Here is a 17,816-nt window from a genome sequence, read left to right as displayed (position 1 = left end):
GTCTCAACTCCTCAGCCGTTGACGCGCTCCGCGCTGGATACCACCGGCTTCGACCGCAGCTCGGACAAAATGCCGTTGAGGTGGCGCAGGTCGAACACTTCCAGGTCGATCACCAGCTCGGTGAAGTCCGGCGAGCGCGAGCGCATGTTGATGCCCTGAATGTTCCCGTTCCGCGAGCCGATAACGGTTGCCACCTGGGCGAGCGACCCAGGTTCGTTCACCGCCGTGACCACGATCTGCGCGGGAAAGCGCCCGTCGCTCAATTCGTCCACGTCCCAGCGCACATCGAGCCAGCGCTCGGGCGCGTCCTCGAAATTCTGTAAGGCCGGCGACTGGATGGGATAGATGGTAATGCCTTCCCCGGGCGTGAGGATGCCGACGATCCGGTCGCCCGGCACCGCGCCGCCGTCGGGCGCAAAGCGCACCGGCAATTCGCCATTGATGCCGCGAATGGGGATCGGGCCGACCTGCGTTTCCTCCGGCCCGTCGGGAATCTTGAACTTGAGATTCTGCCCCTGCTTCAGCTCGAACCAACCTTCCCCCTTCGGCGCCTTCTCGGCCGAGGTGCGCTCGTCGGGGCGCACGGCGGTCCAGTCAGGATAGACCGCGCGGATCAGATCGTCGGTCTTGATCTCGCCGCGCCCCACGGCAGAGAACACGTCGTCCAGCGCCATGCGGGCAAGGCGCGGCAGGGCCTTGGAGAGCGAGTCGTCGGAAAACGCCTTGCCGGCCTTGGAGAAGGCGCGCTCGGCAATCTTGCGACCGAGCCCGGCATATTGCGCCCGCACCGCGGCGCGCGTCGCCCGCCGGACCGCAGCGCGCGCCTTGCCGGTGACGGCGATGGTCTCCCACGCACCGGGCGGCGTCTGCGCCTTGGAGGTGATGATCTCGACCTCGTCGCCATTCTTCAGCTCGGACACCAGGGGCGCCACGGTGCCGTTGATCTTGCAGCCGACGGCGGTGTTGCCGACATCGGTGTGCACGGCATAGGCAAAGTCGATGGGCGTTGCCCGGCGCGGCAGCGCGATCAGCCGCCCCTTGGGGGTGAAGCAGAACACCTGATCGTGGAACAGCTCGAGCTTGGTGTGTTCCAGGAATTCTTCCGGGCTCAGGCCCTGGGCGAGATTCTCGATGGTCTTGCGCAACCAGGCGTAGGCGCGGCTCTCATTGGAGAGCATCGCCACCTGGGCGCCGGAGGCATCCTTGTAGAGCGCGTGCGCCGCGATGCCGTATTCCGCGATATCGTCCATGTCGCGGGTGCGGATCTGCAATTCCACGCGCTGGCGGCGCGGGCCGATCACCGTGGTGTGGAGCGATCGGTAGTCGTTGGGCTTGGGGGTGGAGATATAATCCTTGAAGCGGCCGGGAACGATGGGCCATTTGGTGTGCACGACACCGAGCGCGCGGTACGTGTCTTCCACGGTTTCCACAATTACGCGGAAGCCGTACAGGTCCGACAATTGCTCGAAGCCGATGGCCTTGCGCTCCATCTTGCCCCAGATGGAATAAGGCCGCTTCTCGCGCCCCTTCACATCCGCCTTGATCTCGCGCCGGGCCAGCTCGTCCTGAAGCTCGCGCTCGATCTCCTCCACCAGCAAGCCATTGCGCTCGCGCAGTTCGGAGACGCGCGCGGTGATCGAGGCATAGGCCTCCGGCGAGAGCTGACGGAAGGAGAGATCCTCCAGCTCCTCGCGCATGTCCTGCATACCCATGCGGGCGGCGAGGGGCGCGTAGATATCGAGCGTCTCCTGGGCGACGCGATCGCGCTTTTCCTGCGGCACCCATTTCAGGGTGCGCATGTTGTGCAGGCGATCCGCAAGCTTCACCAAGAGCACGCGCACGTCATCGGCGATGGCGAGCAGCAGCTTGCGCAGGTTTTCCGCCTGCTTCGCCTGCTTGGAGACCAGATCCAGCTTCTTGATCTTGGTGAGGCCCTCCACCAAGGTCGCGATCTGGGTGCCGAACAGGCGCTCGATCTCGGCTTTGGTGGCGCCGGTATCCTCGATCGTGTCGTGCAGGAGCGCCGCGATAATCGTCGCGTCGTCCAGCTTCAGGTCGGTGAGGATCGCCGCGACTTCGAGCGGATGGGAGAAATAGGGATCGCCGGAGGCGCGAAGCTGCGTGCCGTGCGCCCGCATGGCGTAGACATAGGCGCGGTCGAGCAATGCTTCGTCGGTGTTGGGATTATACCGGCGTACACGCTCGACGAGTTCGTATTGGCGCATCATGGCGCAACGGACCGTCGAAGCAGGAGGGAGCAGCGGGACGCCGCCCCGTTTGAGACATTCCAAACCATATCATGGACGGCGCGCCCCGGCGCAAGGCTGAACCGGGGCGGAAGGTAAATTTATGAATGTCCTCAAGGAAGAAGCAGCGTCGATCCGGTAGTGGCGCGCGATTCCAGGTCCCGATGGGCGGTCTGCGCATCCCTCAAGGCATAGGTCTGGTGGACGGGAATCTTCACCGCCCCCTTGATCACCGCCTCGAACAGATCATTCGCGGTCGCCAGAAGGTCGGCGCGGGTTGCGACATGGGTGGCAAGGGTCGGGCGGGTCGCATAGAGCGAGCCCTTCTGCGACAGGGTCAGCAGATCAAAATTCTTGATCGCGCCCGAAGCATTGCCGAAGCTGACCCACAGGCCACGCGGCTTGATGCAGTCCAGCGATGCGGGATAGGTCGCCTGCCCCACCCCGTCATAGACCACGTCGCATAATTTGCCGTTGGTGATCTCCTTGACGCGATGCACGAAATCCTCGTCCTGGTAGAGAATGACGTGATCCACGCCATTGGCGAGCGCCAGTTCCGCCTTCTCCTTCGAGCCGACGGTGCCGATGACGGTCGCGCCGAGGAAGCTTGCCCATTGCGAGAGGATGAGCCCCACGCCGCCCGCCGCGGCCTGGATCAGCACCGTATCGCCCTGCTTCACCTCGAACGTGCGGCGCACGAGATATTGCGCCGTCATGCCCTTCAGCATCATGGCGGCCGCCGTGCGGTCGTCGATGGAGGCAGGCAGGTGCACCAATGCGGAGGCCGGTACATTGCGCACCTCCGCATAGGCGCCGAGCGCGGTGGCATAGGCGACGCGATCCCCCGCATGGAAATCATTCACATGCGGGCCCACTGCCTCGACCACGCCCGCGCCCTCGCTGCCGGGCGTGAACGGCATCTGCGGTGCTTTATAGAGGCCGGTGCGGAAATAGGTATCGACGAAATTGAGGCCGATGGCGGTGTGGCGGATCCTCACCTCCCCCGGACCGGGTGGGGCAATCTCCACGTCCTCAAAACTGAGAACTTCCGGACCACCGATCCGGTGCACGCGCACGATGCCCACCATTTTTCCGCTCCCAGCATTCCGATTTTGCGCGGATGATAGGCGCTCGCGGCCCGGCGGCAAGCCGCACGCCACTGAAACACCCTGCGCGATTATGGCCTGAGACGAGAGGGCGCGCGACAGGCCGGCGGCATGGCGATAAAATAACCCCCTGAAAGATCAACGCGCACCGGGAAGCCCAGATGTCTCAGTCGATGTCCTATGACGTTGCGGTGATCGGTGCCGGTCCGGCTGGCCTCGCCGCGGCCCTCGGCCTTGCGCGCAAGGGGCTGCGCACCGCCCTCGTCACCGGGCCCGAGCGTGGCCAGGATCATCGCACCACCGCCCTTCTGGAAGGCTCGGTGCGAATCCTCTCCGAATTCGGCGCCTGGGAGGATCTCGCACCCCAGGCGACACCGCTGCGCGACCTGAGAATCGTGGACGGCACGCGCCGTCTGGTCCGCGCGCCGGAGGTTCTGTTCCGGTCCAGCGAAATCGGGCTCGACGCCTTTGGCTATAATCTGGAAAACGAAGCGCTACGCGGCGCGCTGCGCACCCTGTGCGAGGCGATGCCCGGCCTCGATCTTTTCACCGCATCGCTCGATGATCTGGCCTGCCAGGATGACGCGGCCCATCTCGTGCTGGATACCGGAGCGCGCCTGACCGCCCGCCTCGTGATCGCCGCCGATGGACGCAATTCGCGGGTGCGGGAGGCTGTAGGGATCGGCATGCGGCGCCGGGCCTACCCCCAGGTCGCGTTAACCATGACCGTGCGCCATACGCGCCCGCATGACGATATTTCCACCGAATTTCACATGGAGCACGGACCGTTCACCCTGGTGCCCCTTTCGGGCAACCGCTCTTCCATCGTCTGCGTGGTGAGCGAGCGCGAGGCCGTGGACCTGCTGGGCCTCGATGCCGACGCCTTCGCGCGCGAGATGGAGCGGCGGGCCTTTTCCTTGCTTGGCGCGTTCGAGGTGGAAAGCGGACGCGGCACCTATCCGCTCGCCGCAGAAACGGCGGAAAAGGTAACGGCGCCGCGTGTCGCCCTGATGGGCGAGGCGGCTCATGTGATGCCGCCGATCGGCGCACAGGGCCTCAATCTGGGCCTGCGAGATGCGGAAACATTGGTGACACTTGCGAGCGAAGCGGTGGCGCAGGGCGCTGACCCCGGCAGCGCTGCGGTGCTGGAGCGCTATGCCCGCGAGCGCCGCAATGATGTGAGCGGACGCATGGCGGCGGTGGATCTGCTCAATCGCTCGCTGCTGTCCGATTTGGTGCCGATCCAGGGCGTGCGCGGCTTGGGGCTGTATCTTCTCGATCGCGTCGGCCCGCTGCGGCGCGGCCTGATGCGCCTTGGTATCGGCGCCCGCGCCGCCTGAGGCGCAATTCAGCGGATCATGTGCAGCGGCAGCAGATTCTGCTGGATGAGATAGAGCACGCCCGTCACCGTCACCACCGAAAGGACGGTGCCGAGCAGCACCGCGGCCGAGGCCTCCTCCACATACACCTTATATTGCCGCGCCAGCACGAAGGCATTGAGCGCCGGCGGCAGGGAGGCCATGAGCACGCCGGTCTTGACCCAGGTGGGCGAAAACACCCCGAGCGTGGTCAGCGCCATCAGCGCGACCGCCGGGTGAACCAGGAGCTTGAGCGCCAGCAAAGGCGCGAGCTCGCGCGGCACCCGGCCGAGCGGCCGCAGTGCCACCGTCACGCCAAGGGTGAACAGGGCGCAAGGCGCGGCGGCGTTCTTCAGGAAATCCAGCATGCGCTCCACCGCGCCCGGCGCGCGGAATTCGAACGCGGCGGAAACGATGCCGAGCAAGGTCGCCACGTTGAACGGGTGGGTGACCACCCGCTTCAGCACGCCAGCGAGCGTGTGGAGTACGCTTTCGCTGCGGCCGTGCACGCCCATCAGCAAAGGCACCAGCGTGAAGAAGAACAGGCTGTCGCAGGCGAAGATGAGCGCGGCGGGGGTCGCGGCATCCTGTCCCAGCGCAGCGAGCGTCAAGCCGGGGCCCATATAGCCGACATTGGCATAAGCGCCGACCGTGGCAGCGATCGCGGCCTCCCCCACATTGCCGTTCCGCAGCCACAGGGCCAGCATCAAGGCGAGCAGTGCGCAGAATGAGGTCGAGACCGCCACGGCCAGGATGAAGCCCGGATTGATGAGCTGGGCGAACGGGGTCTGCGCCACGATGCGATAAAACAATGCCGGCAGCGCGATATAGATGATGAAGAACGAGAGCCAGGCGAGCCCCTCCTCCGGCAGGCGCACGAAGCGCCCGCACGCATAGCCGAGGAAGATCAGGCCGAAGAACGGAAAGGCGAGGCCGAAGAGGTCGGACATGGATTGTGCACTGCGAAAGGGATCCGCCTGCTAGCGGCTTTAGCGTCGCAGGTCAAACGGTGCAGCGGCCCGCGCGCGCAACCCAGCGGCATGTTGCAGCGCATCTTGGGACTTGCCGCGTGCCGTGGGCATGGTCATGCTGAAGCAGGACCGTCTGGGGGGATCTCGCATGAAACTGCCGCGCAACTTCTTCAAGCCGCTCGCCATTGGCGCGCCCGCGCCGTATCGGGAGCTGCCGGTGCGGCTGGAGCGCATGATTCATTTCGTGCCCCCGCACATGGAGAAGATGCGCGCCAAAGTGCCCGACCTTGCCAAGCAGGTGGACGTGGTGCTGGGCAATCTGGAAGACGCGATCCCCATCGACGCCAAGGAGGCGGCGCGCTCCGGCTTCATCGAAATGGCGCGGAAAGTGGATTTCGGTTCCACCGGCCTGTGGACCCGCATCAACGCCCTGAATAGCCCTTGGGCGCTGGACGACATCATTGATGTGGTCGGCGCCATCGGCAACAAGCTGGACGTCATCATGCTGCCGAAAGTCGATGGCCCCTGGGACATCGCCTATCTTGACCAGTTGCTGGCCCAGCTTGAAGCCAGGCACGCCATCGGCAAGCCGATCCTCATCCATGCCATTTTGGAGACCGCGGAAGGGGTGAAGAATGTGGAGGCAATTGCCGCCGCCTCGCCGCGCATGCATGGCATGAGCCTTGGCCCGGCCGACCTTGCCGCCTCCCGCGCCATGAAGACCACCCGCGTCGGCGGCGGCCATCCCGACTACCAGGTTCTCGCCGATCCCGAGGGCGACAAGCCCCGCGCAGGCTATCAGCAGGATCTTTGGCACTACACCGTGGGCAAGATGGTGGACGCGTGCGCGGCCAATGCCATCAAGCCCTTCTACGGGCCGTTCGGCGACTTCGCCGATCTGGCCGCCTGCGAAAGCCAGTTCCGCAACGCCTTTCTTCAAGGGTGCGTCGGTGCATGGTCCTTGCATCCGACACAGATTGCCATTGCGAAGAAGGTTTATAGTCCCGATCCTGGTGAGGTAGCATTCGCCCTGAAAATCCTCGAAGCCATGCCCGATGGGGCAGGAGCGGTGATGATCGACGGAAAGATGCAGGACGACGCCACCTGGAAGCAGGCCAAGGTCATCGTCGACCTGGCCAAGCTCGTGTCGGAAAAAGATGCCGAAATGGCAAAGGTTTACGGCCTCTAGACGAGGAGCGCCGGATAGGTTGAGAGGTTCAGAGTCACATGCCACGCGATCCGAAACCCCGGGAGCGCACCGCGTCCCCCTCGCGCGCCGACAAGGCGATGATGACTCGCGACATCGGCGAGGTGCGTGACGCGTTTGCGACACCCCCGACCGACACCATGCGCCTCGCCAAGTTTCGCATCGGCGAGGTGGTGCGTCACAAGCACTTCCCCTTCCGGGGCGTGGTGTTCGATGTCGATCCGGTATTCGACAATACCGAGGAGTGGTGGCAGGCAATCCCCGAGGAAATCCGCCCGCGCAAGGACCAGCCGTTCTACCATCTGCTGGCGGAGAATGCGGAGAACGAATACGTCGCCTATGTCTCCGAACAGAATCTCGAAGCCGACCATTCGGGCGAGCCGGTGCGCCATCCCCGCGTCTCGGAGGCATTGACCGAAGATGGGGAAGGCGGCTGGCGCATGCGGCGCGATCTTCTGAACTGAGCGCGATCACCGTTGGTGTGTCGCTTTCGGCCGCCGTCCGGTAGAGACTAGGAATTAAAACGAAAACGGCGCGCCCTGGGGCGCGCCGTTTCTTTTTCCACCAATTCTATGCCGCGCGCTGGCGCAGGTTCACTTGCCCGCGGGTGCGGCAGCGGGGGCTGCTGCTGCGGGGGCCGGCTGGCCGGGCTGGCCGCCGCGCTCCTCAAGCTTCTTCTGGGCCAGCTTCTGGAGTTCCTCGGCCAGCTTCTGGCGCTCGGCGGCGACCACGTTGGGGTCGGAGGCCGGGCCCTCGTAAGCCTTGGCGAAGTCCTTGGCCGGCAGCTGGAAGTTCAGCGTGCGACCGCCCATCTGCAGGGCCTGGATGGTGATCGTCTGGGCCTTCTTCAGCTTGTTCACGAACTCGGCGTTCACGTCCATGGAGGCGAAGCAGCCGTTCGGGAAGCAGATCTCATACTTCAGCGCCAGGGGCTGCTGCTGGTCGATGATCACGCGGGTGCCGGGCTGAACCATCATGCCGATCGGAACCGAGACGATGAACTTCATGGTCGGGTCGCCCTGGACTTCGCGGATGGCCGCGGAGGCCAACGGTTGGCCGGTTTCGGCCGTAAAGTCCTGGGTGGTCATGCAAATCTGCTTGTTGGCCTGCTGGTCGTTGCCGCAAACCTTGGTCCAGGGCGTGTTGATGCCGGGAACCGCCACGGAGGCCGGGGCGCCGCCCTGAGCCTGCTGGGGCGCCGCCTGCGCGGGAGCGGCGGGTTTGGCCGGCTTGGCGGGCTGCGATTGCGCGAACGCGCCGCCGGCGACGCCGAGGGTCAGTGCCATGACGGCTAGGCCGCCAACACGGCGCAAAATTTTCGCTTTCATCATATTTCAAAAATTCCCTGTCGCGTGGCACCGGCCGGGTGGATCGGCTGGACCCCTCTTAACCTCGGCTCTGTCGGTGTCAATTGAGGCAACACGGTGACGGGGAACCGCTTCCGTGTGCGGATGTGATACCTTGCTCAACATTGCGGCTGTCACACGACAGCGTCGCCGCTGGAGATGATAAACACCCACCCATGCGACAGGCTGCCGCTATCCTCCTCGCACTGCTCACTTTTGGGCTCGGGCCTGCCCGCGCCCAGCCGGCGCATGCCATTGCGATGCATGGGGAGCCGGCTTACCCGCCGGGGTTCGATCATTTCGCCTATGCCAATCCCGCCGCGCCCCAGGGCGGGCGGCTCACGCTCTCGCTCCCTGGCACGTTCGATAGCCTTAACCCCTTCATTATAAAGGGGTCGTCAACTCCCTTCATCCGCGGCAACGTGGTGGAAAGCCTGATGGCGCGGGGCTACGACGAGCCCTTCACCCTCTATGCTCAGTTGGCGCAGCAGGTGGAGACGGACCCCCAGCGCTCCTTTGTCACCTTCACCCTGGACCCTCGCGCCAAATTCTCCGACGGGACGCCGGTGACGGCCGACGACGTGGTGTTTTCCTTCCAGCTGCTGCGCGAGAAGGGGCGGCCCAACCATCGGCTCTATTATGGCAAGATCGCCCGTGCCGAGGTCTTGGGCGAGCGGGTGGTACGGTTCGATTTTATAAACCCCGACAAAGAGTTGCCACTCATCATGGGGCTGATGCCGGTGTTCGCGCGGCATGCGACCGACCCGGAAAAATTCGGGGAAACCAGCCTCAAGCCCCCGCTCGGATCGGGTCCTTATAAGGTGGAGGCGGTCGAGCCGGGCGCGAGCGTGACCTTGGCCAAGGACCCGTCCTATTGGGGCCGCGACCTGCCGACGAATCGCGGATTCAACAACTTCTCGCAGCTTCGATTCGACTATTTCCGCGAACAAAACAGCGAATTCGAAGCTTTTAAACGTCATCTGGTCGATGCCCGCTTCGAGAGCGATCCGGGGCGGTGGGAAACCGGCTATGATTTTCCCGCCGCCCGCGCAGGCGAGGTCATCCGGGAGGTGATTCCTACCGGGTTACCAAAGCCGCATTATGCCCTGGTGTTCAACACGCGCCGTCCGGTGTTCGCCGACGTGCGGGTGCGCCGGGCGATCATCGAGCTGTTCGATTTCGCCTGGCTCGACCGCAATTTTTACCACGGCCTCTATACCCGCACCGCCGGCTTCTTCGACGGCTCGGAGCTTTCCGCCATCGGGCGCAAGGCGGGCGCCGCCGAGCGGGCCATGCTCGCCGCCTTTCCCGGGGCGGTGCGCGCGGACGTGCTGGAGGGCACCTATGCGCCGCCCGCCGCCGACGGGAGCGGGCGCGACCGGCTGCGGCTGAAGGCGGCGCTCGACCTGTTCGCCGAGGCCGGCTGGCAGCTGAAGGACACGAAGCTGCGCCGTGTCGATACCGGCGAGCCGCTCCGCTTCGAAATCATGGTCACGACCCGCGAGCAGGAGCGCCTATGCCTCGCCTTCGCCAGCCAATTGGCGCGCGCCGGCATCACGGCCAATGTGCGGATCGTCGATGCGGTGCAGTTCGATGCGCGGCGCAATTCCTATGATTTCGACATGGTGCCCTTCGTGTGGGGCCAATCTCTCTCACCCGGCAATGAGCAAGCCTTCTATTTCGGTTCCGCGGCCGCAGACCAGCCGGGCACGCGCAATTACATGGGCATGAAGAGCGCCGCCGCCGATACGCTGATCGCGGCGATGATTGCCGCCAACAGCCGGGCGGATCTCGTGGCGGCCTCGCGGGCGCTGGATCGGGTGCTGATTTCCGGCGCCTATGGGGTGCCGCTGTTCCACGCGCCCGGCCAATGGCTCGCCCGCTGGACCTCGATCCACCTGCCGAGCCAGCCCTCGCTTTATGGGACCTTGCCGGAAACCTGGTGGCATACGCCACAATGAAGCGGCGCACGGCGGCCACCGCCGGAAGACTGGCGCGAACCCCAAGCGCGCATCGTTTTCCCCGGCAGATCGCGCCGTCGCCAACCGCTTGATTTCATTGCCCCAAGACCACGCCCGACGGCCCGCCTCCTGGGCCTGCCGGCCTTGCCGGCCAAGGTTCGCGGAACGGTACCAAACTTGTGCGTGACTTCAGCATCTTACACATTAGGCCGTCACCCCCTCACGGGGGTGTGGATCGAAACGACGCAGGCATTTTCGCCAGCGTGAAAGATCTGAGTCACCCCCTCACGGGGGTGTGGATCGAAACCAGGCCGGCATGTTCCGAGCTGGCCGTGGCCTTGGTCACCCCCTCACGGGGGTGTGGATCGAAACTGGTTCGTATCCGAAAGCCGCTGGATATAGCGCGCGTCACCCCCTCACGGGGGTGTGGATCGAAACCTGGAAGACCATCCGAAGAACGCCGATCTTCATCGTCACCCCCTCACGGGGTGTGGATCGAAACTTGACGCAGATGGTGAGCTGCACCTGGTGGCTCGCGTCACCCCCTCACGGGGGTGTGGATCGAAACAGCCGAGCGGCCGGCTGACTGTAGGAGCCGGTCGTCGCCCCCTCACGGGGGCGTGGATCGAAACATCCATGACGCGAACACCGACATTCAGAATGAGGTCGCCCCTTCACTGGGGCGTGGATCTTCACTGGGGCGGGGATCGAAATAAAGGCGGGCGGGGCATGATCGACACCGTCGTGCGTCGCCTGCCCACCGGCACCCGACCCCTCAGCCAATCTCCACCACTTCCACCTCGGCGCCGGCGACCTGTGCCACATCGCCCACGGCCTTGCCCATGAGCGCACGGGCGAGCGGGGAGACGTAGGACACCGACCCATGCGCCGGGTCCGCCTCGTCCTCGCCGACGATGCGATAGGTCTGGCGGCGGCCGTCCGCGCGCTCGAAGGTCACGCGCATGCCGAACTGAAGCGTTTCCGCGCCGGGCTCCGGCTCCACCAGCCGGGCAGTGGCGCGGCGGGCCGTGAAATAGCGCAGGTCTCGCGTCGCCCGCGCCATGGCGGTGCGGTCCGCCTGAACCTCGCCCTGCGCCTGGGCCGCGCCATAGGCCGCCCGTGCGTCCGCCAGGGCCGCGTCCAGCGCCGCCAGCCCCTCAACCGTCACCAGATTGGGATGGGGCGAAATGGGGCGGTCCGGCAGATCGGCGGCCGTGGCTTCAAGATCGTTCTCGCGGGTGAAGGCAACAGACATCGCACCAAGGTTTCAGGGCTGGGCGCCGCACGGGCGCGGAAAAAGGGAGCGTTGGTTTCATATAGTCAGCAAAGCAGGGCGTTCCATCCCCCTGCGGCACGCCGAGACCTGCTTTCCCCAAGGGCGCGCCGACCGGCGCTGTGCCCCGCCCCGCCCGCGCGCGCCCCTTGGTCGGCCGCAGCAGGAGAACCGGCCCGCTCAACCGGCCCCAGCGGAACCGCGGCAGCGGCGGCGCGTTCTCTTTCAGAAGGAGAACCATCCCATGAAGACGAGCATCGTATTGGCCTTCGTCGGCCTTGCTGCCCTCACCGGCCCCGTGGCCGCGCAGGGCGTTGTGCGCGGCGCCCAGGAAGGCGCGGCAGTTGGTAACAATGCCGCCGGTCCAGTGGGCGCAGCCGTGGGCGGCGCCGTGGGTGGCGTGACCGGAGGCGTGGTGGGCGGTGTCAAGGGAGTGCTGGGCATTCCCCAGAACACCAAGGTGAAAAAGCACACCACCCATTCATCGAGCACCAAGACCAAGAAGCACACGACCACCACGAGCAACGCGAAGGCGCCCGCCCCCGCGCCCGCCCCGGCGGCACCGAGCGGCACGGCGACCACAGCCCCCGTTGCACCCGCCACAACCACGACAGCCCCGAGTGCGGCGGCGCCCCCGCCGTCCAGCACCAGCGGGACCATTCCCGGCACGGCGACCACGCCGTCCAGCAATTGAGCGGGCGCAATCCCTAAGGCGGGCTCAGGCTAAAGCCGCGCCGCGAACCAAAGGCATGCGACCCAGGCGCCGATCAGGCCGCCTGGGCACGCAGGTGCACGAGCACCGCGTCCACTTCCAGCGGCTTGGAAAACAGGAAGCCCTGGGCCACTTGAACACCGGTGTTCCGCAGGGATTCTAGCTGGCTTTCGGTCTCCACACCCTCGGCGATGACCTTGACGCCAAAGTCCCGCGCGAGCCTTACCACGACGTCCACAATATTGGACTCGTTGCCGAGTGTCTCCAGATCATGGGTGAAGGATTTGTCGACCTTGATCACATCCACTCGTATGGAGCGCAGGCAGCCGATATTGGAATAGCCGACGCCGAAATCGTCCAAAGCGATCTGTGCGCCCAAACTGCGCAGGCTTTTCACCACCTCTTGCACGACCGGCAGCGCGTAATCGACCATTTCGCGCTCCGTCAGTTCAAACATCACCCGGCTGAGGCACAGGTCTTCCCCGCCGAAGGCCGATGCCGCCGCCTCCACCAGGCGCGGGTCCGCGAGTTGGCTCGGGGGCACGTTGATCCCCACATAGATATCGTCGTTCAGGCTGCGCAGGCGCTGCAGGTCGGTGGAGGCCTGCCGCATCACCCATTCGGTCGTGTCGTGCGCGAGCGGGCTTTTCTCGATCCAGGGGATGAAGGCGGAGGGCTGAAGAATCCCGAATTGGGCGTGGCGCCAGCGCAGCAGGGCCTCGACGCCTATCCACGCGCCGGTTTCGATCTGCACCGTGGGCAGATACATCAGATAGAATTCGCTGCGGCGCAGTGCGGCCCGCACTTGCCCCGCGATGGACAGGCGGCGCCGCATCATGGAAAGCGGCCCCACCCAGAACACGGCGCCCAGAGCCACGAAAATAGCGATATGCAACGGCAGGCGCGCGGCCCAGCGCTCGGCGAGCGTGAGTTCCGGCAGGCTCGCGCCGACGGTCAGCGCCCAGCGGGCGGATGTATCGGAAACCACGGCCTGCGGGGCCCACCAGGGCGTCGGCGGCAGGTCCATCGCCGGTTGCACCGGCCCGTCACCGGCCGGCACCCCCGCCGCGACGTGCAGCGTCATGAGTGAATCGGCCTGGGACAGGAGGAAGGGCGTCAGCAGGCATTGGGTATCCACGAGCGCCGTCGCCGTCAGGCCGTTCTCGCCGCGCGCCCGCACTTTGACGATGACACTCTCGCCACGCTGGGGCGGGCACAGGCTTTCGCCCACCGCAGTGTCCACAGGGGGAACCCAACGGCACAGGACCTGTTCTTCCGACCGCACCTCGATGCCCTTCACCGACACGGTGCGCAGGAGGCGACCGACGATGGTGGCAATCTGGCTCTGGCGGCAATCCGAGCGAGTCTCCTCCGCCACGGAGCGCATGGCCTGCGCGGTCAGATTCAGGTTGCGATCGAACCACGATACAATCCCGCTTGTCTGGTTGCGCGCATTCAACAATGCATCGGATCGCGTGGCGCGGTAATCAATAAAACAAGACAACAGAAAAAAGAACGAAATCACGCCGATAAATACAATAATCAGACTCGCTTCAGCCCTCTTCGTTGTGGGAAACATAACACCGGCTTTCGTATTCTTTGTTAGATGCGAAGAGTTGAACGCGAAATCACAGAACACGAAGAGAAAGACCCGCAAAAAACGGAACTTCTCATCCTCCGGGCGGAACCAACTCAATACCCCGCAGCCGCACGTTTGCGAACGCCGTGTGTCACAGGAAGTTTTCCAGAACACAACCTAACCACGAGCACTGCCGCGTCAACAGGGCATCTGAACACCGTCACGCGACGCGACAAGCCAACCCTCAGCCAACTTACCTTCCGCCGCCCTTGTGCGAAAGATGTGCCGCCTGGCACGAAAAGGCCGTTGTCGTGGCTGCGTGTCGTTCAGCCCGTCTTGCCGGCCCGAGCTCTTCCGGGGCCGACCTGCACGAATGGACCTCCCCCTCTCACTCCGCCCGTGCGCCTTCTGCCCCAGGCGGAATGATCGCGCGGCGATACATATAGATAATAGGTCTTATCGCAGTCAGACAACCCTGCGTTTTTCCGTGAGGGCCGCAAGCTTCTTGAGCACGGAGAGCGTGCCCTTCAGCCGCGCCTCGGCTGTGGGCCATTCGCGCAGGAACACCACCTTGAAGTCCGGCCGCACCTTGGCCTGCGGCCCCTCGGCATTGATCATCTGCACGAGGCCGGCGGGGTCGGCGAACTGGTTGTCGCGGAACGCCAGCACCACGCCCTTGGGGCCGGCATCCACCTTCCCCACATTGGCGCGGCGCGCGAGCGCCTTGATCTGGGTGAGTCGGATGAGGTGCGTCACCTCCTCCGGCGCCGGGCCGAAGCGGTCCACCAGCTCGGCCCCGAAGGAATCCAACTCCGCCTCGGTCTCGATGTCCGCGAGCCGGCGATAGAGCGCGAGCCGCACGTGCAAATCGGTGACGTAATCTTCCGGGATCAGCACCGGCATGCCGATGGTGATGTTGGGCGACCATTTGTCGGCGGCGATCTCGGTGATGCCGGCCTTCAGGTGGGCGATCGCCTCCTGTAGCATCTCCTGATACAGCTCGTAGCCGACTTCCTTGATATGGCCGGACTGCTCGTCGCCCAAGAGATTGCCGGCGCCGCGGATGTCCAGGTCGTGGCTCGCGAGCTGGAAGCCGGCGCCGAGCGTCTCCAGCGATTGCAACACTTTCAGCCGCCGCTCGGCCTGGGTGGTCATGGGCTTTGAGGCGGGCGTGGTGAACAGCGCATAGGCGCGCGCCTTCGCCCGGCCCACGCGTCCGCGCAGCTGATAGAGCTGGGCGAGGCCGAACATGTCGGCGCGATGGACGATCAGCGTGTTGGCGTTCGGCACGTCGAGCCCGCTTTCCACGATGGTGGTGGAGAGCAGCACGTCATATTGCCCATCGTAGAAGGCGGACATGATGTCTTCCAGCGCGGTTGCCGCCATCTGGCCGTTGGCCACCGCCACCTTCAGTTCCGGCACCTGCTTTTCCAGGAACTCGCGCACTTCGGCGAGATCGTCGATGCGCGGCACCACATAGAAGCTCTGGCCGCCGCGATAGCGCTCGCGCAGCAAGGCTTCGCGGATGGTGAGCGGGTCGAACGGGGTGATGAAGGTGCGCACCGCGAGGCGATCCACCGGCGGAGTGGCGATGAGGGAGAGTTCGCGCACACCGGTCATGGCCAGTTGCAGCGTGCGGGGAATGGGCGTCGCGGTCAGGGTGAGGACGTGCACCTCCGCCCGCAGCGCCTTCAGCCGCTCCTTGTGGGCGACGCCGAAATGCTGCTCCTCGTCCACAATGACGAGGCCGAGATCGCGGAAATGGATGCCCTTGCCGAGCAGGGCATGGGTGCCGACGACGATGTCCACCTGCCCGTCCGCGAGCCCCGCCTTCACCGCCGTGAGGTCCTTGCCGGTCACGAGCCGTGAAGCCTGGGCGATGTTCACCGGCAGGCCCTTGAACCGCTCGGTGAAGGTGCGGAAATGCTGGCGCGCGAGCAGCGTGGTCGGCACCACCACCGCCACCTGCTTGCCGGAAAGCGCCACCGCGAAGGCGGCGCGCAGCGCCACTTCCGTCTTGCCGAAGCCCACGTCGCCGCACACGAGGCGATCCATGGGATGGCCGGAGCCGAGATCGTCCAGCACCGACTCGATGGCCGCCTGCTGGTCGTCGGTCTCCTCATAGGGGAAGCGGGCGCGGAATTCGTCATAGAGCCCGGCCGCCGGGACGAGGCGCGGGGCTTCGGAGAGCTGGCGCGCGGCGGCGATCTTGATGAGCTCGCCCGCCATTTCGCGGATGCGCTTCTTCATCCGCGCCTTGCGCGTCTGCCAACCGCCGCCGCCCAATTTGTCGAGCTGAGCCTCGGTGTCCTCCGAGCCGTAGCGCGTCAGGAGTTCGAGATTCTCCACCGGCAGGAACAGCTTGTCGCCGCCGGCATAGTGGATCTCCAGGCAATCGTGCGGGGCGCCCATGGCCTCGATGGCCTTGAGCCCGATGAAGCGGCCGATGCCGTGATCCACATGCACCACGAGGTCGCCGGCGGTGAGCGCGTTCAGCTCGGACAATACGTCCTGCGCGCGCCGCGCCTTGCGCTTCGGCCGCACGAGGCGATCGCCAAGAATGTCCTGTTCGCCGATGATGGCGAAGTCGGGCGTCTCGAACCCCACCTCCAGCCCATAGACCGCGAGCGCCGCCTTGGTCTTCGGCAGGGCGTCCAGCAGGGCGAAGCGGGAGATCGCCGTGGTGTCCTTCAGCCCATGGTCGGCGAGCACGGTGCCGAGACGCTCGCGCGAGCCTTCCGACCAGCCGGCGAGAATCACCTTCTTGGTCTTCTGCAGCGTGCGCACGTGCTCCACCGCGAGGTCGAACACATTCACCTCCGGGTCGGCCCGCTCCGCCGCGAACGAGCGGCCCTGCACGCCGCCGATGTCGATCACCTTCCCGCGGGATGTCTCCGGCGTCGCGAAGGAGGAGATGCGCACCAAAGCCGAGGATGCGAGCCGGTCGCTCCATTCCTTGCCGGAGAGATACAGCCGGTGCGGCGGCAAAGGCTTGTAGACCGCGCCACCGCCGGCGAGCGCCAGCGCTTCCTTGCGGGCGGCGTAATATTCCTCGATCTGGCCGATGCGCTCGCCCGCCGCTTCCTCGGTGAGCGGATCCACCACCAGCGGCACGCCTTCGAGATAGTCGAACAGCGTATCCAGCCCCTCATGGAACAGCGGCAGCCAATGTTCCATGCCGGCATGGCGGCGGCCTTCGCTGACCGCCTCATAGAGCGTGTCGCCCTTGGTGTTGGCGCCGAATTCCGCGAGATAGGCCATGCGGAAGCGGCGCATGGTGTCGCTGGTGAGCTGGAACTCGGCCATGGGCACCAGTTCCAGCGACGACATCTGGCCGGAGGTGCGCTGCGTTTCCGGATCGAAGGCGCGGATGCTTTCCAGCGTGTCGCCGAAGAAATCCAGGCGGATGGGCTGCACCAATCCCGGCGGGAACAGGTCGATCAAACCGCCGCGCACGGCATATTCGCCGGTGTCGCGCACAGTGGGCGTGCGCAGATAGCCGTTGCGCTCCGCCCATTCCACGATGCCTTCCAACGCCATGGCATTGCCGGGCTTGGCGGCGAGCGATTGGGCGGCCAGCACCTCCTTCGCCGGCACGCGCTGCACGCTCGCATTCACCGTGGTGAGCAGGACGCTCGCCTCCCCGCCGCGCACGCGCGCGAGCCGCGCCAGCGTGGACATGCGCCGCGCCACGATGGCGCCGTTGGGCGAGGCGCGGTCATAGGGCAGGCAATCCCAGGAGGGGAAGGTCAGCACCTCCAGCTCGGGCGCATAAAAGGCCAATCCCCGCTCCAGCGCCGCCATGCGCTGGCCGTCCCGGCACAGCACGACAAGGCTCGGCCAGGGCGCATCCTTCTTGGCGGCAAGCGAGCGGGCGAGATCGGCGACGATCAGACCTTCCAGCCCGTCCGGCACGCGCGAGAGGGTCAGCGGCGCGCCGGGGGCGATGTCTTCGGCAAGGGGACGGGGACGCTTCACGGATCGGTTCCAATTGCGCGGGCGGGCGAACCGGCGCCCGTCCTGCGGACCCCTAGGGGTCCGGCATCTCGAAGGGAAA

Annotated in this window: 12 protein-coding genes; 5 read left to right on the top strand and 7 right to left on the bottom strand. The window is 65.5% G+C overall.

Annotation, left to right across the window (positions count from 1 at the left end):
* Nucleotides 1-11: 11 nt before the first annotated feature.
* Nucleotides 12-2,228: a RelA/SpoT family protein gene (locus V5F78_RS07045; protein ID WP_394069445.1), complete on the bottom strand. Its 2,217-nt coding sequence runs from the start codon at nucleotides 2,226-2,228 to the stop codon at nucleotides 12-14.
* Nucleotides 2,229-2,359: 131 nt separating this feature from the next.
* Complete coding sequence (locus tag V5F78_RS07040; RefSeq protein WP_394069443.1) at nucleotides 2,360-3,334, bottom strand: quinone oxidoreductase family protein; 975 nt, start codon at nucleotides 3,332-3,334, stop codon at nucleotides 2,360-2,362.
* A gap of 179 nt (nucleotides 3,335-3,513) precedes the next feature.
* Between V5F78_RS07040 and V5F78_RS07035 the strand changes: the two genes are divergently transcribed.
* Nucleotides 3,514-4,692, top strand: a complete 1,179-nt coding sequence (locus tag V5F78_RS07035; protein WP_394069441.1) for a UbiH/UbiF family hydroxylase — start codon at nucleotides 3,514-3,516, stop codon at nucleotides 4,690-4,692.
* A gap of 8 nt (nucleotides 4,693-4,700) precedes the next feature.
* Here the strand turns inward: V5F78_RS07035 and V5F78_RS07030 are convergent, their stop codons facing one another.
* Nucleotides 4,701-5,660 carry an AEC family transporter gene (locus V5F78_RS07030; RefSeq protein WP_394069439.1) on the bottom strand — a complete coding sequence of 320 codons (960 nt, stop codon included), beginning with the start codon at nucleotides 5,658-5,660 and terminating at the stop codon, nucleotides 4,701-4,703.
* A gap of 169 nt (nucleotides 5,661-5,829) precedes the next feature.
* Here V5F78_RS07030 and V5F78_RS07025 point away from each other — a divergent pair, with 169 nt between their 5' ends.
* Together V5F78_RS07025 and hspQ are read left to right on the top strand one after the other, a co-directional pair.
* Complete coding sequence (locus V5F78_RS07025) at nucleotides 5,830-6,870, top strand: HpcH/HpaI aldolase/citrate lyase family protein (RefSeq protein WP_394069437.1); 1,041 nt, start codon at nucleotides 5,830-5,832, stop codon at nucleotides 6,868-6,870.
* Nucleotides 6,871-7,028: 158 nt separating this feature from the next.
* Complete coding sequence (hspQ, locus tag V5F78_RS07020) at nucleotides 7,029-7,352, top strand: heat shock protein HspQ (protein ID WP_394069574.1); 324 nt, start codon at nucleotides 7,029-7,031, stop codon at nucleotides 7,350-7,352.
* 129 nt (nucleotides 7,353-7,481) lie between these two features.
* Here the strand turns inward: hspQ and V5F78_RS07015 are convergent, their stop codons facing one another.
* Nucleotides 7,482-8,174: an invasion associated locus B family protein gene (locus V5F78_RS07015; RefSeq protein ID WP_394069435.1), complete on the bottom strand. Its 693-nt coding sequence runs from the start codon at nucleotides 8,172-8,174 to the stop codon at nucleotides 7,482-7,484.
* Between the two features lie 236 nt (nucleotides 8,175-8,410).
* Between V5F78_RS07015 and V5F78_RS07010 the strand changes: the two genes are divergently transcribed.
* A complete protein-coding gene (locus V5F78_RS07010; RefSeq protein WP_394069433.1) occupies nucleotides 8,411-10,195 on the top strand; it encodes an extracellular solute-binding protein in 1,785 nt (594 codons plus the stop codon).
* Nucleotides 10,196-10,970: 775 nt separating this feature from the next.
* Here V5F78_RS07010 and greA read toward each other — a convergent pair.
* A complete protein-coding gene (gene greA, locus V5F78_RS07005) occupies nucleotides 10,971-11,450 on the bottom strand; it encodes a transcription elongation factor GreA (protein WP_394069431.1) in 480 nt (159 codons plus the stop codon).
* A 262-nt stretch (nucleotides 11,451-11,712) separates the two neighbouring features.
* On the opposite strand from greA, the gene V5F78_RS07000 reads away from it, so the two are divergent.
* Entirely contained in the window at nucleotides 11,713-12,162 is a 450-nt protein-coding gene (locus tag V5F78_RS07000; RefSeq protein ID WP_394069429.1) for a hypothetical protein, read from the top strand.
* Between the two features lie 73 nt (nucleotides 12,163-12,235).
* Here V5F78_RS07000 and V5F78_RS06995 read toward each other — a convergent pair whose 3' ends face one another.
* The gene (locus V5F78_RS06995; protein WP_394069427.1) at nucleotides 12,236-13,876 is read right to left on the bottom strand and encodes an EAL domain-containing protein; all 1,641 of its coding nucleotides are present in this window, start codon (nucleotides 13,874-13,876) and stop codon (nucleotides 12,236-12,238) included.
* Nucleotides 13,877-14,224: 348 nt separating this feature from the next.
* A complete protein-coding gene (mfd, locus tag V5F78_RS06990) occupies nucleotides 14,225-17,737 on the bottom strand; it encodes a transcription-repair coupling factor (protein ID WP_394069425.1) in 3,513 nt (1,170 codons plus the stop codon).
* Nucleotides 17,738-17,816 lie beyond the last annotated feature (79 nt).

The sequence above is a fragment of the Roseixanthobacter glucoisosaccharinicivorans genome (genome assembly GCF_043195095.2).
GTDB lineage: Bacteria > Pseudomonadota > Alphaproteobacteria > Rhizobiales > Xanthobacteraceae > NCEH01.
The sequence above is the reverse complement of the archived record's forward strand: the minus strand, read 5'-3'. Positions and strand labels throughout refer to the sequence as shown.